The organism is Massilia sp. Leaf139 (assembly GCF_001424165.1).
Classification (GTDB): Bacteria; Pseudomonadota; Gammaproteobacteria; order Burkholderiales; family Burkholderiaceae_D; genus Telluria.
The window spans coordinates 876,048-892,406 of sequence record NZ_LMOJ01000001.1; the positions used below are offsets into that span (position 1 = coordinate 876,048).

16 protein-coding genes are annotated in these 16,359 nt (G+C 64.5%); 12 read left to right on the forward strand and 4 right to left on the reverse strand.

Going from position 1 to position 16,359, the window contains the following annotated elements; translation table 11 throughout:
* Positions 1 to 30 precede the first annotated feature (30 nt).
* From ppsA to ASF77_RS03935, 5 genes are all read left to right on the forward strand, one after another.
* Positions 31 to 2,466, forward strand: a complete 2,436-nt coding sequence (gene ppsA, locus ASF77_RS03915; RefSeq protein WP_082493535.1) for a phosphoenolpyruvate synthase — start codon at positions 31 to 33, stop codon at positions 2,464 to 2,466.
* A gap of 1,170 nt (positions 2,467 to 3,636) precedes the next feature.
* Positions 3,637 to 4,029 carry a hypothetical protein gene (locus ASF77_RS03920; RefSeq protein WP_156648714.1) on the forward strand — a complete coding sequence of 131 codons (393 nt, stop codon included), beginning with the start codon at positions 3,637 to 3,639 and terminating at the stop codon, positions 4,027 to 4,029.
* Between the two features lie 9 nt (positions 4,030 to 4,038).
* A complete protein-coding gene (locus tag ASF77_RS03925) occupies positions 4,039 to 4,461 on the forward strand; it encodes an NfeD family protein (RefSeq protein ID WP_056334655.1) in 423 nt (140 codons plus the stop codon).
* 39 nt (positions 4,462 to 4,500) lie between these two features.
* Positions 4,501 to 5,421, forward strand: coding sequence for an SPFH domain-containing protein (locus ASF77_RS03930; protein ID WP_056334658.1), 921 nt, complete (start codon positions 4,501 to 4,503; stop codon positions 5,419 to 5,421).
* The gene (locus ASF77_RS03935) at positions 5,418 to 6,227 is read left to right on the forward strand and encodes an SDR family oxidoreductase (protein ID WP_056334661.1); all 810 of its coding nucleotides are present in this window, start codon (positions 5,418 to 5,420) and stop codon (positions 6,225 to 6,227) included. Before ASF77_RS03930 ends, ASF77_RS03935 begins: the two co-directional genes overlap by 4 nt.
* A gap of 376 nt (positions 6,228 to 6,603) precedes the next feature.
* Here ASF77_RS03935 and ASF77_RS03940 read toward each other — a convergent pair whose 3' ends face one another.
* Positions 6,604 to 8,811: a TonB-dependent siderophore receptor gene (locus ASF77_RS03940; protein WP_056334664.1), complete on the reverse strand. Its 2,208-nt coding sequence runs from the start codon at positions 8,809 to 8,811 to the stop codon at positions 6,604 to 6,606.
* A 124-nt stretch (positions 8,812 to 8,935) separates the two neighbouring features.
* Between ASF77_RS03940 and ASF77_RS03945 the strand changes: the two genes are divergently transcribed.
* The 3 genes from ASF77_RS03945 to lepB all read left to right on the forward strand — a co-directional run bounded on the left by ASF77_RS03945 (position 8,936) and on the right by lepB (position 11,054).
* On the forward strand, positions 8,936 to 10,102 hold the full coding sequence (locus tag ASF77_RS03945; RefSeq protein ID WP_056334667.1) for a PepSY domain-containing protein: 1,167 nt from the start codon (positions 8,936 to 8,938) through the stop codon (positions 10,100 to 10,102).
* 2 nt (positions 10,103 to 10,104) lie between these two features.
* Positions 10,105 to 10,290 (forward strand): hypothetical protein, encoded by a 186-nt coding sequence (locus ASF77_RS03950; RefSeq protein WP_056334670.1) that lies wholly within the window; start codon positions 10,105 to 10,107, stop codon positions 10,288 to 10,290.
* Between the two features lie 92 nt (positions 10,291 to 10,382).
* Positions 10,383 to 11,054, forward strand: coding sequence for a signal peptidase I (gene lepB / locus ASF77_RS03955; RefSeq protein ID WP_056334674.1), 672 nt, complete (start codon positions 10,383 to 10,385; stop codon positions 11,052 to 11,054).
* Between the two features lie 11 nt (positions 11,055 to 11,065).
* Here the strand turns inward: lepB and ASF77_RS03960 are convergent, their stop codons facing one another.
* Positions 11,066 to 11,473 carry a hypothetical protein gene (locus ASF77_RS03960; protein ID WP_056334676.1) on the reverse strand — a complete coding sequence of 136 codons (408 nt, stop codon included), beginning with the start codon at positions 11,471 to 11,473 and terminating at the stop codon, positions 11,066 to 11,068.
* Positions 11,474 to 11,768: 295 nt separating this feature from the next.
* On the opposite strand from ASF77_RS03960, the gene ASF77_RS03965 reads away from it, so the two are divergent.
* Positions 11,769 to 12,935 carry a multidrug effflux MFS transporter gene (locus tag ASF77_RS03965; protein ID WP_056334682.1) on the forward strand — a complete coding sequence of 389 codons (1,167 nt, stop codon included), beginning with the start codon at positions 11,769 to 11,771 and terminating at the stop codon, positions 12,933 to 12,935.
* 220 nt (positions 12,936 to 13,155) lie between these two features.
* Here ASF77_RS03965 and smpB read toward each other — a convergent pair whose 3' ends face one another.
* Positions 13,156 to 13,605: an SsrA-binding protein SmpB gene (smpB, locus tag ASF77_RS03970; RefSeq protein WP_056334686.1), complete on the reverse strand. Its 450-nt coding sequence runs from the start codon at positions 13,603 to 13,605 to the stop codon at positions 13,156 to 13,158.
* A gap of 110 nt (positions 13,606 to 13,715) precedes the next feature.
* Between smpB and ASF77_RS03975 the strand changes: the two genes are divergently transcribed.
* The 3 genes from ASF77_RS03975 (at position 13,716) to ASF77_RS03985 (ending at position 15,809) form a co-directional block, all read left to right on the forward strand.
* Positions 13,716 to 14,147 carry a type II toxin-antitoxin system RatA family toxin gene (locus ASF77_RS03975; RefSeq protein WP_056334689.1) on the forward strand — a complete coding sequence of 144 codons (432 nt, stop codon included), beginning with the start codon at positions 13,716 to 13,718 and terminating at the stop codon, positions 14,145 to 14,147.
* Positions 14,140 to 14,448: an RnfH family protein gene (locus ASF77_RS03980; protein ID WP_200934124.1), complete on the forward strand. Its 309-nt coding sequence runs from the start codon at positions 14,140 to 14,142 to the stop codon at positions 14,446 to 14,448. Before ASF77_RS03975 ends, ASF77_RS03980 begins: the two co-directional genes overlap by 8 nt.
* A gap of 176 nt (positions 14,449 to 14,624) precedes the next feature.
* Positions 14,625 to 15,809: a GGDEF domain-containing protein gene (locus tag ASF77_RS03985; RefSeq protein ID WP_056334693.1), complete on the forward strand. Its 1,185-nt coding sequence runs from the start codon at positions 14,625 to 14,627 to the stop codon at positions 15,807 to 15,809.
* Between the two features lie 12 nt (positions 15,810 to 15,821).
* Here ASF77_RS03985 and ASF77_RS03990 read toward each other — a convergent pair whose 3' ends face one another.
* Positions 15,822 to 16,325: a DUF4124 domain-containing protein gene (locus ASF77_RS03990; RefSeq protein WP_229445224.1), complete on the reverse strand. Its 504-nt coding sequence runs from the start codon at positions 16,323 to 16,325 to the stop codon at positions 15,822 to 15,824.
* Between the last annotated feature and the right edge of the window lie 34 nt (positions 16,326 to 16,359).

Sequence of the window (16,359 nt, forward strand, 5' to 3'; positions counted from 1 at the left end):
ATTTCTATCATCAAGTAAGGGTGTTTCACCATGACAAACCTGTCCAACGCAGCATTGAAGGATCCCGAACAAGGCACAAGTGTTTACGTTGCCCCGTTCGAGAACCTGCGCATGACCGATGTCGAATCGGTCGGCGGCAAGAACGCCTCGCTCGGCGAAATGATCAGCCAGCTCGCCGAAGCCGGCGTGCGCGTGCCGACCGGCTTCGCCACCACGGCGCAGGCCTTCCGCGACTTCCTCGAGCACTCCATTGACGGCGGCGCGCCGCTGGCCGAACGCATCGCCACCCGCCTCGAAGGCCTGGACATCGACGACGTCCGCTCGCTGGCCGCCGCCGGCGCCGAGATCCGCCAGTGGATCATCGACACCCCGTTCCAGCCGCGCCTGGAAGCGGAAATCCGCAGCTACTACGAACGCCTGGTTGCCGATTCCACCGCCGAGATGTCCTTCGCCGTGCGTTCCTCGGCCACCGCCGAAGACTTGCCGGACGCCTCCTTCGCGGGCCAGCAGGAGACCTTCCTGAACGTGGTCGGCATCGACAACATCCTGGAAGCGATGAAGCACGTCTTCGCGTCGCTCTACAACGACCGCGCCATCTCGTACCGCGTCCATAAGGGCTTCACCCACGCCGAGGTCGCGCTGTCGGCCGGCGTGCAGCGCATGGTGCGCTCGGATGTCGGCGCCGCCGGCGTCATGTTCACGATCGATACCGAATCGGGCTTCAAGGACGTGGTCTTCATCACCTCCAGCTACGGCCTGGGCGAAACGGTGGTGCAGGGCGCGGTCAATCCGGACGAGTTCTACGTCCACAAGCCGATGCTGGCACAGGGCAAGAAGCCCGTCATCCGCCGCAACATCGGCTCGAAACTGATCAAGATGGAATTCACCAGTGAGGCGAAAGCCGGCCGTTCGGTGAAGACGGTCGACGTGCCGATCGAACTGCGCAACCGCTATTCGCTGACCGACGAGGAAGTGGTCGAGCTGGCCAAGTATGCGGTCATCATCGAGAACCACTACGGCCGTCCGATGGACATCGAGTGGGGCAAGGACGGCCGCGACGGCAAGCTGTTCATCCTGCAGGCGCGTCCGGAAACCGTGAAATCGCAGCAGAAGGCGACCGACGCCCAGCAGCGTTTCAGCCTGAAAGGCACCGGCACCGTGCTGACCCACGGCCGCGCCATCGGCCAGAAGATCGGCGCCGGCCCGGTGCGCGTCATCACCGACCCTTCGGAAATGGAGCGCGTGCAGCCGGGCGACGTGCTGGTGGCCGACATGACCGACCCGAACTGGGAACCGGTCATGAAGCGCGCCTCGGCGATCGTCACCAACCGTGGCGGCCGCACCTGCCACGCGGCGATCATCGCGCGTGAACTGGGCGTGCCGGCCGTCGTCGGCTGCGGCGACGCGACCGAAACCCTGAAGGACGGCACGTTTGTCACCGTCTCTTGCGCCGAAGGCGACGAAGGCAAGATCTACGACGGCCTGCTGGAAACGGAGATCACCGAGGTTTCGCGGGGCGAACTGCCGCCGATCCCGACCAAGATCATGCTCAACGTCGGCAATCCGCAGCTGGCCTTCGACTTCCAGTCGGTGCCGAACAACGGCGTCGGCCTGGCGCGCCTGGAATTCATCATCAACAACAACATCGGCGTACACCCGAAGGCCATCCTCGAGTACCCGAACATCGACGCCGACCTGAAAAAGGCAGTGGAATCGGTCGCGCGCGGCCACGCTTCGCCGAAGGCCTTCTACGTCGACAAGCTGGCCGAAGGCGTGGCGACCATCGCCGCCGCCTTCTGGCCGAAGCCGGTCATCGTGCGCCTGTCCGACTTCAAGTCGAACGAGTACAAGAAGCTGATCGGCGGTTCGCGCTACGAGCCGGACGAAGAGAACCCGATGCTGGGCTTCCGCGGGGCGGCGCGCTACCTGGCCGAGGACTTCGCCGAGTCCTTCGAGATGGAATGCCTCGCCATGAAGCGCGTGCGCGAAGAGATGGGCCTGACCAACGTCGAGCTGATGATCCCGTTCGTGCGTACCCTGGGCCAGGCAGAGAAGGTGATCGAGCTGCTGGCGAAATACGGCCTGAAGCGCGGCGAAAACGGCCTGCGCGTCATCATGATGTGCGAAGTGCCATCGAACGCCATCCTGGCCGAGCAGTTCCTGCAGTATTTCGACGGCTTCTCGATCGGCTCGAACGACCTGACGCAGCTGACCCTGGGCCTGGATCGCGACTCCGGCATGGAGCTGCTGGCCAAGGACTTCGACGAGCGCGACCCGGCCGTGAAAGCCATGCTGTCGCTGGCCATCAAGGCTTGCCGCGCGCAGGGCAAGTACATCGGCATCTGCGGCCAGGGGCCGTCGGACAACCCCGATTTCGCCGAGTGGCTGGTGGAGCAGGGTATCGAGTCGATGTCGCTCAATCCCGATTCGGTCATCGATACCTGGCAGAAGCTGGCAGCCAAGTAAGTGGCAGCCAAGTAAGCATGCAGCCTGCGTTGTCAGGCTGCATGAACGAACCCCGTTTTCCTCACGGTCGCGGGGTTTTTTTATGAGCGTTCTACAAAACTTCTCGACGACAATCGATGCTGGACTAACGTCTCAGGTTGGAGAGTGACGACGAGACGACGCGTGCGGTCAGCGAGGCCTCGACACCCATGCACCTCAAAAAGATGCGCGCCGCGCCCGTGCCGGCCAGACGCCGAATCAACTGCGCCCGGTACACAATTTTTGTCAGACCATCGTTATTTCGAACATAGCCATGTGTGTTCGGAGACAGGGGTGTTGCAGGGGTACCATCGATTGTACCAATGGCCCTCGATAACTCGTTCATTAACATGATTCATCTTTCAGCCGAACTACCGTTTACCGAAACCTTGCGGTGAGTCACGCTACCGACCCGTATATGGAATTACGCGGCAAAATCGGAGCGAAACATAGCTACCTGCGCGGCCAATATGGCAGCAGGACGAATTGATTACCTTGTATTTTTGGCGGACCCGGATCGCGGGCAAAGAGTCGCGAATGGCTACCTGTGAAGCATGGCTATGGTAGTGCAAATATGATCATAAAGGCGCTCAATTGCGACCTCACCAGCGATTGTTGGCCGGGTGCTGAATAGACAGTATTTGTGCTCACGAGCTTGCGAAAGAAAAACAAAAGCGGAGGATGCCGTATGCTAGCGCTGCACTGGCCAGTACGATCGCAAGACCGACCAGGGGAAACCGATTCAGGGTCGTGCGCTCAGGCTTCGATCGAACTGAACGAATATGTCGTGTGCGTATTTTCATGATTATCTTCTTACCTATGCCGATGCCGTCATTGCAATCAGCGACAGTAATGCAAATTCCGTACCGATCGGAATCCAGAGAAAATTAACGAAGCTTTTCAAGGGTTTAAGTGCTGAGTGACGCTACCTCTTGCCCATCTTTGTAAGTATTTCCGACGGGCCTTGCGCCAACCGGCAACCGCAGACGGCATTGCTGAGCGAGGCGTGCCTGGGCGCTAACGCATTGCCCTTATAAGGAAATAGCCTAATGGCAACAAAGTGCTTGACTCATCCTCAGAACTAGTTAGACTTTTGGAAACTCTCGCTACCTTCCCAGTGGCGAGGGATGCTCACCAAGACTGGAGACCTTCATGCGCCTAGCATCCCGCATTGCATCCCTGGTGCTTGCCTTGACCGGCTCGCTGCTGTCCACCGGTGCAGTCGCCGCCGATCCCGGCTTCTGCCACTCCGTCTGCGACAGCGAGCGTCGTGCCTGCAAAGCCGATGTGGCGCAACTGGCTGCCGAAGACGGCGAGGGCTTGCTGGTGATGCAGGAAAAGAACCAGCTGGCGCGCACCGCATCGCGCACGGGCGCACCGACGTCGATACCAGTCAAGGCCGGCGAACAGACGGCCGTGGCGAACCGCCGTATCCAGCGCACCGCCGCCTGCGAGACGGCGTACGGGCGCTGCGAGCGTTCGTGCAAGGCACCCGAGGCCAAGGCGCCGGTGTCGCCGATTTACACGCCGCGCAAGAGCGGCTGAGGAGACAGCATGTCCGACTGGATGAACTGGCTGGTGGGCGCGGGAATCCTGGTGATCGCCGAACTGCTCACCGGAACCTTCTATTTGCTGATGATCGCCATCGGCCTGGCCTTTGGCGGCGTCGCCGCGCTGCTGGGCATGAGCGGTGCGCTCCAGACCCTGGTCGCGGCCGCCGTCGGCCTGGTCGCCACCGCCATCCTGCACCGCAGCCGTTTCGGGCGGCCGGCCAAGACCGATGCCACCCGTGACCGGAACGTCAACCTCGACATCGGTGCGCGCGTCGCCGTGCCGGGCTGGCAGGACGGCCGCGCCCGCGTGATGTACCGCGGCGCGCTGTGGGATGTGGAACTGGGGCCGGGCGCGCTGCCGGAAGCGGGCGATTACCGTATCGTCGAGGTGCGCGGCAATCGCCTGATTGTTTCCAATTCATAAGTAAAACTAATACAAGTAACTCATCTATAAGAGATCCTCATGGAATTTTCGTTCGAGATCGTCGCACTTGTCATCTTCGTCATTGCCATCGTGTTCGTCTTCAAGACGATCAATGTCGTGCCGCAGCAGCACGCCTGGGTGGTCGAACGCCTCGGCAAATACCACGCAACGCTGGCGCCGGGCCTGAACATCGTGATTCCCTTCGTCGATCGCATCGCCTACAAGCACGTGCTCAAGGAAATCCCGCTCGACGTGCCGCCCCAGGTCTGCATCACCAAGGACAACACGCAATTGCAGGTGGACGGCATCCTGTACTTCCAAGTGACGGACGCGATGCGCGCCTCCTACGGCGCCTCGAACTACATCCAGGCCATCACCCAGCTGGCGCAGACGACGCTGCGCTCGGTGATCGGCAAGATGGAACTGGATAAAACCTTCGAGGAGCGCGACCACATCAACACCACCATCGTCAACGCCATCGACGAGTCGGCCGCGAACTGGGGCGTGAAAGTGCTGCGCTACGAGATCAAGGATCTGACGCCGCCGGCCGAGATCCTGCATTCGATGCAGCGCCAGATCACGGCCGAGCGCGAGAAGCGGGCATTGATCGCCGCGTCCGAAGGCCGGCGCCAGGAACAGATCAACATCGCTTCGGGCGAACGCGAAGCGGCCATCGCACGCTCGGAAGGCGAGCGCCAGGCCGCGATCAACCGCGCCCAGGGCGAGGCCAACGCCATCGTCGCCCTGGCCGAAGCCAGCGCCACCGCGCTGCGCCAGGTGGGCGCGGCGATCCGCGAACCGGGCGGTGAGGACGCGATGAATTTGCGCGTGGCCGAGCACTATGTCGACGCCTTCGGCAACCTGGCCAAGACGAATAACTCGATCATCGTGCCGGCCAACCTGGGCGAGATGAGCGGCCTGATCGCCAGCGCGCTGCACATCGTGAAGACGCAGAAATGAGCCGCGTCATCGTGATTACCGGCGCCTCGGACGGCATCGGCGCCGAGATCGCGCGCCAATTGGCGGCGAAAGAGGGCGCGGGCGTCGCACTGGTGCTGGCCGCCCGCAATGCAGCCCAGCTCGACGCCGTTGCGGCCGAATGCGCCGCCTTCGGTGCGCAGACGCTGTGCGTGCCGACCGACGTCGGCGTGCAGATCCAGTGCCGCCGGCTGGTCATCAGCGCCGTCGAACGCTTCGGGCGCATCGACGTCCTGGTCAACAATGCGGGCCGTTCGGCGCATGCGCTGTTCGAGGAGGTCGAGGATCTGGGCTGGTACGAAGAACTGATGCGGGTGAACCTGTGGGGCAGCGTCTGGTGCACCCAGGCCGCGCTGCCGCATCTGAAGGCCATGCGCGGCAGCATCGTCGCGGTGTCGTCGCTGGCCGGGCTGGTGGGCGTGCCGCGACGAACTGCCTACAGCGCGACCAAGTTCGCGATGACGGGCTTTTTCGAGGCGCTGCGGGCGGAGCTCAAGGGTGCGGGGGTGAGCGTGACGACGGCCTATCCGGGCGTGGTCGCCACGAAAATCCGCTACCGCGGCTTCAATGCGCAGGGCGAGACGGCCGGTGCGAGCGGCTTGAAGGAAGAGGATGCGATGAGCGTGGAGGAATGCGCGCGCTTGATCATCGAGGGGATGGATGCGCGCCGGCGCGAGGTGGTGATGACGGCGAAGGGGAAGCTGGGGCGCTTCCTCAAGCTGCTGGCGCCGGGGATGGTAGAGCGGATTGCGTTGGCGGCCTTGAAGGATGACGTCAAGCCGCGTTGATGCGAGGGTGTGAACGCGGGCATGCCCGCCCTACGTTATGGAACGGTCTCGATTCTTGTCGAGACAGCTGTGTACCGTAGGGCGGGCATGCCCGCGTTCTTCGCGTGATCGGTTCCGGCGTTTGCCAATAATCCGCACCCGTCGTATCCGAAAACGGGGGGGCGGATCGCATTAGCGGCGTTGACGGATGACGTCGAGCCGCGTTGATGCGGCTGTTTGAACGCGTGGTGCACAACCGTCGCGGTAAAAATCGAGACCGTGGCATAAGGTACGGGGTCATGGAGGCCAATGGCCTCCATGACGGGTTCACCGGGCTCCCCGAGCCCACGCGTTAGGTCGCTTGATCCGCTCCGGCTCCCGCACCATCACACGTCGCTCAAAAATCCACCGACCCCGACACCGTGATCGTCCGGGGCGCACCCGCCACCAGATACCCGAAGTTCGGATACCCACCCGACGACGCCCAATAATTCTTGTCCGCGACGTTATCGATGCGCGCGCGCAGCGTCACGTCGCGCTCCAGCAGGCGCGTGGCCCAGGTCGCGCCGATGTCGAGGCGGTTCCAGGACGGCAGCTTCTGCAGGTTGGCGGCGTCGGCGAACTGGGTGCCGGTGTGCACCGCGCGCGCGTTCAGGGCCAGGCCCGGCACGCCCGGCACGTCCCAGTCGGCGCCCAGGTTCAGCTGGATTTCCGGCACGCCGATGGCTTCGCGGCCGTCGGTCAGGCCGCCATTGGTGCGGCGTTGCTGGGTTTCCAGCAGGGTGGCGCCGCCCAGCAGGCGCAGGCCCTTGGCCGGCATGCCGAAGACCGACAGTTCTAGCCCGCGGTTGCGCTGCTCGCCGAACAGGCCGAAGGTATTGTTCGACACATAGGTTTGCGGCTGGCCGGTCGTGAACAGGGCTGCGCTGGCGCCGAACTTGCCGGCATCGACCTTCACACCGACTTCCTTCTGGCGCGAGACATAGGGCGCGAACACGGCGCCCTGGTTGTTCAGGCGCGGGCCGAAGCCGCCGTTGCTGGCGACCACACCCTTTTGCAGCGCTTCGATATAGTTCGCGTACAGCGACAGGCCCGGGATCGGCTTGTAGACCAGGCCGATTACCGGCGTGTTCGCCGTGGAGTCGTAGTCGGGGGTCGGCGCGCCGGTGCCGTAGGCGAAGGCGGCGTCGCGGATACGCTGGTGGCGCAGGCCGAGCGTGAGCAGCACTTTATCGTCCGCGAAGGCGAGGGTGTCGGCGATCGCAGCGCTGCTGAGGATGGTGCGCTGGATCCGTACCGGGTTGGCCAGGTTACCGCCGGTGAAGAAGGTGTTCGAGGGCGCGGCGCTGACGATCGGACGGTAGATGTTGGTCGCGAAGCCGGCGAAATCGCTCATCGCATAGGCGTTGTACTGCTCGTTGTAGTTGGCCGACACCGTGGCCGCGACATTGTGCTTCACAAGCCCGGTGCGCAGTTCGGTGCGCGCGCCGATCTCGCCGGTGCGCACGCGGTCGACGCGCACGTTGTCGAAGCGGGTCATGACGGCGCCGCCGTCGAGGGCCGTGACGGTGGCCGAAGACAGCACGTTCGATTCGTTGCCCTTGCGCGCGCCCAGCGCGGCCCATGCCACCGCGCCGCCCGGCAGGTCGACCTCCGCGCGCAGGGTGCCGAAGACGTCGCGTTCCTTCGATTCCGTCCAGGGCTGGGCCCAGTTGCTGTCGGCGTCGGGCGCTGCGATGATCGGCAGGCCGGCGTTGACGGTCACGCTCGGGCGCGCGTTCATCAGCTTGTGGTTCTGGTAGCCGGCGTCGGCGGAGACACGGAAGTCGCGGCCGCGGTAGTCGGCCCCGATCGAGAACACGCCCAGTTCGCGCTCTTCGCCCTCGATCGCCGTTTCGCCGTCGCGGCGCACGGCATTGATGCGCAGGCCGGCGCGGCCTTCGGGCCCGAAGCGACGCGCCACGTCCGCGGCGGCATAGGCCTGGCCGCCGCTTTCGACGCCGAGCGTGACCTGGTTCAGCGGCTTGTTCGGCGCGCGTTTGGGCAGCAGGTTGATCATGCCGCCGATCCCGCCGTTGCCCGGCGCGGCGCCGTTGACGAAGCTGTTCGCGCCGCGGAACACTTCCACGCGCTCGAGCAGTTCGGAGGCGACGAACTGGCGCGGCAGCAAACCATATAAACCGTTATAGGCCAGGTCGTCCGAGTTGACGGCGAAGCCGCGGATCACGTACAGCTCCTGGTAGTTGCCGAAGCCGCGCGCCACCCGCACCGACGGGTCGTTCTGCACGACGTCGGCCACGCTGCGCGCCTGCTGATCCTGGATCAGGGCGTGGGTGAAATTGGTGGTGTTGAAAGGCGCGTCCATGAAGTCGACATTGCCGAGCAGGCCGAGGCGGCCGCCGCGCGCGACCTGGCCGCCGGCGTAATCCTTGGGCAGGCCCTGGGCCGAGGCGTCGGCGGAGGCGGTCACGACGACGGTCTGGATCGGCTGCTCGGGCGTTTCCGGCGCGGTGGTCTGGGCGTTGGCTTGCGCAGCAACCAGGAGAGCGGCGCCGAAGGCGAGGGGAGTGAGGGCAAAGGTCGGGCTGAAGCGGGGCTGGTTCATGGGGCGATATTTTTCTTGACTAAATAATTACTAGATGAGAATAGGTATCATTATTATGCGCGCAAAGCTTGCGGCTGTAAATGAGAACCATTATTATCTGGGCTCAGCATCTACCATCACACCCATGTCCTCGCAATCCCTACGCCGTTGGAGCTGGATCCACAAATGGAGCAGCCTGGTCTGCACCGTCTTCATGCTCCTGCTATGCCTGACCGGCCTGCCGCTGATCTATCACCACGAGATCGGCCACCTGCTGGGCAACGACGTGGAGGCGCCCGCCGTCGATCCGAAGGTTGGCCGCGCCAACCTGGACGAGGTCATCGCCGCCGGCCGCGCCCTGTATCCGAACAAGATCATGATGTACATGTCGCAAGAGGCGGACGAGCCGAATATCTGGAACGTCACCCTGGGCGACCATCCGACCGACGAACACTACAAGCCGATCGCCGTCGACGCGCGCACGGCCAAGGTCATCACCGAGCCGGCCTTCGAGGGCGGCGCCTTCATGTCGACCATGTTCCGCCTGCACGTGGATCTGTTCGCGGGCCTGCCGGGTAAACTCTTCCTCGGCTTCATGGGCCTGCTGCTGCTGGTCGCCATCGTCAGCGGTGTGGTGCTGTACGCGCCCTTCATGCGCAAGCAGGACTTCGGCACCGTGCGCCACGGCCGTACCAGCCGCCTGAAATGGCTCGATCTGCACAACCTGCTCGGCATCGTCACCCTGGTGTGGGCGCTGGTGGTCGGCGCGACCGGCATGGTCAACACCTGGGCCGACGTGCTGCTGAAGTACTGGCAGGCGACCGAGATCGCCGAGATGCTCGCGCCTTACCACGGCGCGCCGCCGCCGACCAAACTCGCCTCGATGGAGGACGCCGTCCGCCTGGCCGAGCGCGCCTCGCCCGGCATGCAGGTCGCCTTTGTCGCCTTCCCCGGCACGCCCTTCGCCAGCCCGCATCACTACGGCGTCTACATGCGCGGGAACGAGGCCTTCTCGTCGCGCCTGTACAAGCCGGTGCTGATCGACGCCCAGACCGGCGCCATTACCGACCACCGCGACCTGCCGTGGTACCTGACGGCGCTCCTGATTTCGCAGCCGCTGCACTTCGGCGACTACGGCGGCGGCTGGATGCAGTTCCTGTGGGCGCTGCTCGACATCGCCACCATCGTCGTGCTGGGCAGCGGCCTGTACCTGTGGGTGCAGCGCGGCCGCGCCGTCAAGCGCCATGCCCAGGCCGTCGCGCAGAGTGGCGCACCGCTGGCCACGCCGGCCCTCGTCCGTACCGGAGATTGAAGATGAACAAGCGCTTCCTGCACCTGTGGGGCATGCCGATCCTGCTCGGCGTGCTCACTTCCATCGGCCTGGTCAGCGCCTTGCTGGGCGACGGGATCTGGGACATCGTGTCCGCTTTCGCGCTGGGCGTGCCGGTCGCCGTTGGAGGCTGGCACAGCCTGCGCAAGGGTGACCCGAGGACTCGCTGAGGCCAGACTTAAGTTGCCTGAAGCTTAAGTCTCCCTAAAGGATTGCCCCGTATAAACGTGGTCACACCAACCACAATCATCGGGAGACTGCAATGAAGGGCTTCATCCGCGCAAACAAGGGTTTTATTCTGTTCATGCTGCTGTTCGGCGTGTTCCGCACGGCCGTCGCGGACTGGAACCCGATTCCCTCGGCCTCGATGCGGCCCAACCTGCTCGAAGGCGACGTCGTCTTCGTCAATCGTCTTGCCTTCAATGTCAAGGTGCCGCTCACCGACCACGTGATTACCGAGACCGGCGAGCCGCAGCGCGGCGACGTCGTCACCTTCAGCTCGCCGCGCGATGGCACGCGCCTGATCAAGCGCCTGATCGCGCTGCCGGGCGACGTGGTCGAGATGCGCGACGAAGTCCTCGTCATCAACGGCCAGCCCGCCCGTTACGACAGCGTGCAGCAGGTGACCGAGCCGCTCGGCGCCGCCCAGGTGCCGGCGCTGCGCCTGGTCGAACATAGCGACGGCCGCACCCGCCGCGTCCAGCTGATCCCGCGCATCGACACGCCGCTGCGCGACTTCGGCCCGGTGACGGTGCCGCCCGGCCAGTACATGATGCTGGGCGATAACCGCGACAACAGCATCGATTCGCGCTACTACGGCTTCGTGCCGCGCAACCTGCTGATCGGCCGCGCCGAGCGGGTGCTGGTCTCGGCCGATACGCTGGGCAACTGGGCGCCGCGCTTCGAGCGCTTCGGGATGTCGCTGCGCGATTGACCCTAGAGGAATCAGCGCTGCGCCATGCGCGCCCGGACGACGACGACCTGTGCCAGGCGCCGATCCGGCACATAACTCATCGTCATGTCCTCGCCATCGCCTTCCTTGAAATTCATGGTGACGTTGCCGTCGCTGGAGACGAAGCGGTAGGGCGCCACCTGCACCAGCCGGATCGGCTGCCGCTCGTCGATGGCCGCGTCGATGAAGCGCGAGCTCGGGCGCACTTTCATGGTCCAGCCATTGGACATGGCGTACGAGCCGATCAGATCCTTGGCCTGGTCGGGCTGGATCCGCATCGTCTTGACGGGGGCCGTCACCTGCACGGTCGAGACCGGGTCGGGCAGGGCGCTGGAATCGGTCTGCGCAAAGGCGACGCAGGGCAGCAGTAAAGCGGAAAGCAGGAGGGGAAGCGGGCGCATGATGGTTCCTTCGCAAGAATGGGCCGCCATGGCACGCTGGCGCTGGCGGACATCTTCAGTCTAGTAGCGGTGCAAGCGGGCACAAGGGAACTAAGCGCGGGCATCACGAAACTGTCTCGGTTCGGGAAAAGGCAGATGCAGGCGGCATGACTCGCGATTCGGCTCGATACGGCGATTTTCGTATCGTGTCGCGGGAGGCAAAACGGCCCGGCTCCCGATCGCCCCACGCAAATCTCTGTACAATTCCGGCCTTGCCCGCCGCCCCTTGCAGCGGGCGTTTCACCGAAAGTCCCCGATGTACAGAACCCTCACCGTCGTCCTGGCCTGCCTCGGCATGGCCGGCGCCCTTGCGATCGATACCTATCTGCCCTCGATGCCGGCCATCGGCCGCGACTTCGGTGTGGGGCCGGTCGCCGTGCAGCAGACGCTCTCCGTCTTCCTGTTTACCTTCGCCTTCATGATGCTGTTCTACGGCACCCTGTCGGACTCCTTCGGCCGGCGCCGCGTGATCCTCGTCGCCCTCGTGCTCTACACGATCGGCTCGGTCGGCGCTGCGTTTGCGCCCACCTTCGGCTGGCTGCTGGCCTGCCGCGCGCTGCAGGGCCTGTCGGCCGGCGCCGGCTCGGTGATCGGCCAGGCCATCGTGCAGGATCGGCTGAAGGGCGCCGAGGCGCAGAAGATGATGTCGCACATTATGATGGTGTTCGGCCTGGCGCCGGCCATCGCGCCCATCGTCGGCGGCTGGCTGCACGTGCATTTCGGCTGGCGTTCGACCTTCGTCTTCCTGGCCGCCTTCGGCCTGCTGCTGATCGCCATGACCCTGCGCCTGCTGCCGGAGAGCCTGCCGGTCGAGAAGCGCCAGGACTTCCATCCCGGCACGATCGCGCGCAACTACCTGAAGGTGCTGCGCCATCCGCAATTCCTGCTGCTCTCGCTGTCGGTGGGCATGGCCTTCGGTGGCCTCTCGCTCTATATCGGCTCGGCGGCGAACTTCGTGATGGTGATCCTGGGCCTGCCGGAAACCGCCTTTGCCTGGATGTTCATCCCGCTGATCGGCGGCATGGTGCTCGGCTCGGCCTGGGGCGGCAAGCGCGCCGCGCACATGGCGCCGGGCCGCCTGAAATGGATCGGCTTCGGCACCATGGCGGTCGCCGTCGCCTTCAACATCGGCTACAACGCCGTCTTCCCGGCTGCGATTCCCTGGGCGGTGCTGCCGCTGGCGATCTATACCTTCGGTCTCGCGGTGGCGATGCCGGCGATCCAGATGAATGCGCTGGAGCTGTTCCCGGACAACCGCGGGTTGGCCTCGTCGATGCTGGGGTTTATCCAGATGATGTCATTCGCCCTGGTATCGGGGCTGGTGGCGCCGATTCTGTTCGACAGCGCGTTCAAGCTGGCGTGCGGCGTCGGCGTGGGGCTGGTGCTGAGTTTTGGGGCGTGGCGGGCCAGTAAGCTGGCTTGAGGCAGGTGGCTGCTCGGCGGTTACGCGTGGGCTCGGGGAGCCCACCCTACGTTACTCGACCGCCAACATCATCTTCACTGATATCGGCTGTGCACTGTACGGTGGGCTCACCGAGCCCACGCGTTACGGTCGCGGGCGATCACTCGCGGGCATGCCCGCCCTACCTTACACGGCCTGACCCTATTGCATACCGCGCCGCCATGACGACGGCGCGCACCGGTCAACGCTTGTTGGTCTTCATCGCTGCCTGCACTTCGCGCTTGGCGTCGCGATCCTTCTCCGTGGCGCGCTTGTCGTGCTGCTTCTTGCCCTTGGCAAGGCCCACTTCGCACTTCACGCGTCCGCCCTTGTAATGCAGGTTCAAGGGCACCAGCGTATAGCCCGAACGCTCGACCTTGCCGCGCAGCTTGTCGATCTCGGCGCGGTGCAGGAGGAGCTTACGGGTGCGCAGCGCCTCGGGGTGGCTGAAGGAGGAGGCGGTGGTGAGCGCGCTCACGTGGCAGCCGAACAGGAACAGCTCGTCGCCGCGCACGACCACGTACGCCTCCTTGATGTTGACGCGTCCTTCGCGGATGGCCTTGACTTCCCAGCCCTCGAGCACCAGGCCCGCCTCGTAACGGTCCTCGATGAAGTAGTCGAAAAATGCTTTTTTGTTGTCAGCGATGCTCATGAAATAGCGAAAATCCGCGGGTCGGTTAAACTACAGCTATCGCGCCTGGGTTTTCAAAACCACAAGGCGCAAATTGCAACTTGTCCAACATCATAACAAACGGTTGACCAATGGCAGTAGTGCACAAATCAGTTTTCTTGGGCTATAGCGCTGAACAGATGTTCGATCTGGTGGCGAAAGTGGAAGATTATCCAAAGTTCCTCCCCTGGTGCAACGGCGTCAAGCTGATCGAGCGCAGCGAGGACAAGCTCGTGGCCAGCCTCGGCATCAACTTCCACGGCGTCAAGCAGAGCTTCACCACCTCGAACCACAACCTGCGCCCGACGCAGATGAAGATGCATCTGGTCGACGGCCCCTTCAAGATGTTGGAAGGCACCTGGAACTTCAAGGCCCTGCGTGCGGACGCCTGCAAGATCGACTTCGACATGCACTACGAGTTCTCCAGCATCATCCTGGAGCAGCTGGTCGGCCCGGTCTTCGGCATGATTGCCAACAGCATGGTCGATTCCTTCTGCAAGCGCGCCGAGGTCGTCTATGGTTGAGCGTTTGGCCGTCGTCGTCAGCTACGCCACGCCGCGCCAGGAATTCCTGCGCGCGCTCGAGGTGGAGGAGGGTACGACCATCGGCCAGGCGATCGAAGCCAGCGGCGTGCTCACGGAATTTCCGGAGATTAATCTGGTCACCCAGCCGGTCGGCATCTACGCCAAGAAAAAGACGCTCGACACCGTGCTGCGCGCGCGCGACCGCATCGAAATCTACCGCGCGCTGGTGGCCGACCCCAAGGATTCGCGCCGCAAGCGCGCTGCCAAGAAAGAAGCCGTTGCGTCGAAGCCGGCTCAATAAGACATTGCTTGTAGTGACGGCGTTCTAACCGAGTGTGTGGTGCGCGTCAATCTTTGCTAAGATGGCGCGCTTTCATCCGCATTGCATTATCCTGGCGGGCGCCAGGATCGACCCGGCTTGAGAGCTCCGTGCGGCGTCGCCGCTGTTTGCTCTGTTCTCTTGTCTGCCGAGGTACGATGCTGAGTGCCCTGAGTCTCCTGCTGGTGACGACCGCCCTGTCGGCGGTGATGCTGTTCGTGCTGGCCTCGCTGCGTCACAGCAAGCTCGAGGGCATCCGCGAATGGGGCCAGGCCAATGCCGCCGCCGTGCTGTCGCTGTTGCTGTTTGCCGCGCGCGGCGTGGTGCCCGACCTGCTCTCGATCGAGCTGGCCAACGCGCTCTTCCTCGGTTCCGTCGCCCTGATGCTGGCCGGTTTCCGCCGCCATCTGGGCCTGCCGGTGCCGATAAAGCCCCTGGTCGGAGGCATGCTGGCCGTCATGGCCGGCCTGAGCTTCTTCCATTTCGGCGTCGATTCGCTGCCGCTGCGCTCAGTGCTGGTGTCGATCTTCCATGCCTCGGTCTACGTCGCCATCGGACGCACGATCATGCCGGTGCAGGAGCCGCGCCTGCGCTACGCGTTCCTGTTCACCCGGCGCACCGCCTTCGTGCTCGGTTCGGTGCACGCGGCGCGCGGCTTGTTCTACGGCCTGCAGGTGGGCACGCCCATCGGTTTTCTCGATCCGGCGCCGGTGAACCTCGCCTTTTTCGCCGTCGGCGCGCTGGCGCTGCCGGCCCTGACCCTGGGCGCGGTGATGATGGCCAACGCCCGCGTGCTGCACGACACCGCCTACGCCGCCGACCACGACCACCTGACCGGCGCCTGGTCGCGCCGCGCCTTCTTCACCTTCGCCGAGCACGAGCACGCGCGCGCCGCACGCAAAGGCAGCAGCCTGTCGCTGCTGGTCTTCGACGCCGACAATTTCAAGCGCATCAACGACACCCACGGCCATGCCAGCGGCGACCGTGTGCTGCGCGACATCGTGACGCACGCGCAGGAAGTGATCCGCAAGATCGATTATTGCGGACGCCTGGGCGGCGAGGAGTTTGCCGTGCTGCTGCCCGACGCGAATGGGCAGACGGCATTGGAGGTGGCGGCGCGCCTGCGCACCGCGCTCGACCGGTCGCTGCCGCTGGGGCCGGCGACGCTGCCGATCGCCTATACCGTCAGCATCGGCGTCGCCACGCTGGCGCCGGATGAAACGCTGGCAGGGATGATGGAAAGGGCGGACGCTGCCTTGTACGCGGCCAAGGCCGACGGCCGCAACCGCGTGGTCAGCGCGCCCATGCCGCCGCGCAGCTCAGCGAGTGCGCAGCGCGGCTGAGTGTTGCGCATGCTAGCGGCACTCGCCCAGCTGTTGCGCATTGCGCTCGGCGGCGGCCGCGCGTTCGGCCTCGCTCAGGAAGCGGCGCTGGCCGTCCGGGCCGATGTCGGCAATGCGGATGCCCGATTGATACAGGCGCGCATTCTTGCGCACACCCTCGCAATGTTCGGCGCGTGCCGCCATGCGTTTCGCTTCGGCCTGGGCTTTGGCGTCGGTTTCCTCGCGCGCCTTGGTGCGCTTGCGGTAGTCGGCTTCGCGTTCGGCCAGCGTCGCGCCCGGCTTCGGCTTGGCGGGCGCGTCGGCTTCTTGCGCTGCCGCTGATTCCGGTGCTTCTTGCGCCGGGGCAGGGCGGCCGGGCGCCTTCAGGATCTTCGAAGCCGGCGTGCCGGGCGGCGGCGGCTGGTCGGAATAGACGCGGTTGCCGTTCGGGCCGATCCAGACGAACTGGGCCTGCGCAAAGCCGGCGCAGCAGAGCAGGAGGGCGCCGGCCAGGTGCCGGAGATGCGGGGAAGACATGGGCAAATATTTCCTGTGGACACGATTCATGATT

Bases quoted from the DNA above. Each gene is read 5' to 3' on its own strand.
- ppsA (WP_082493535.1), top strand. From the start codon at position 31: ATGACAAACCTGTCCAACGCAGCATTGAAGGATCCCGAACAAGGCACA.
- ASF77_RS03920 (WP_156648714.1), top strand. From the start codon at position 3,637: ATGCGCCTAGCATCCCGCATTGCATCCCTGGTGCTTGCCTTGACCGGC.
- ASF77_RS03925 (WP_056334655.1), top strand. From the start codon at position 4,039: ATGTCCGACTGGATGAACTGGCTGGTGGGCGCGGGAATCCTGGTGATC.
- ASF77_RS03930 (WP_056334658.1), top strand. From the start codon at position 4,501: ATGGAATTTTCGTTCGAGATCGTCGCACTTGTCATCTTCGTCATTGCC.
- ASF77_RS03935 (WP_056334661.1), top strand. From the start codon at position 5,418: ATGAGCCGCGTCATCGTGATTACCGGCGCCTCGGACGGCATCGGCGCC.
- ASF77_RS03940 (WP_056334664.1), bottom strand. From the start codon at position 8,811: ATGAACCAGCCCCGCTTCAGCCCGACCTTTGCCCTCACTCCCCTCGCC.
- ASF77_RS03945 (WP_056334667.1), top strand. From the start codon at position 8,936: ATGTCCTCGCAATCCCTACGCCGTTGGAGCTGGATCCACAAATGGAGC.
- ASF77_RS03950 (WP_056334670.1), top strand. From the start codon at position 10,105: ATGAACAAGCGCTTCCTGCACCTGTGGGGCATGCCGATCCTGCTCGGC.
- lepB (WP_056334674.1), top strand. From the start codon at position 10,383: ATGAAGGGCTTCATCCGCGCAAACAAGGGTTTTATTCTGTTCATGCTG.
- ASF77_RS03960 (WP_056334676.1), bottom strand. From the start codon at position 11,473: ATGCGCCCGCTTCCCCTCCTGCTTTCCGCTTTACTGCTGCCCTGCGTC.
- ASF77_RS03965 (WP_056334682.1), top strand. From the start codon at position 11,769: ATGTACAGAACCCTCACCGTCGTCCTGGCCTGCCTCGGCATGGCCGGC.
- smpB (WP_056334686.1), bottom strand. From the start codon at position 13,605: ATGAGCATCGCTGACAACAAAAAAGCATTTTTCGACTACTTCATCGAG.
- ASF77_RS03975 (WP_056334689.1), top strand. From the start codon at position 13,716: ATGGCAGTAGTGCACAAATCAGTTTTCTTGGGCTATAGCGCTGAACAG.
- ASF77_RS03980 (WP_200934124.1), top strand. From the start codon at position 14,140: ATGGTTGAGCGTTTGGCCGTCGTCGTCAGCTACGCCACGCCGCGCCAG.
- ASF77_RS03985 (WP_056334693.1), top strand. From the start codon at position 14,625: ATGCTGAGTGCCCTGAGTCTCCTGCTGGTGACGACCGCCCTGTCGGCG.
- ASF77_RS03990 (WP_229445224.1), bottom strand. From the start codon at position 16,325: ATGTCTTCCCCGCATCTCCGGCACCTGGCCGGCGCCCTCCTGCTCTGC.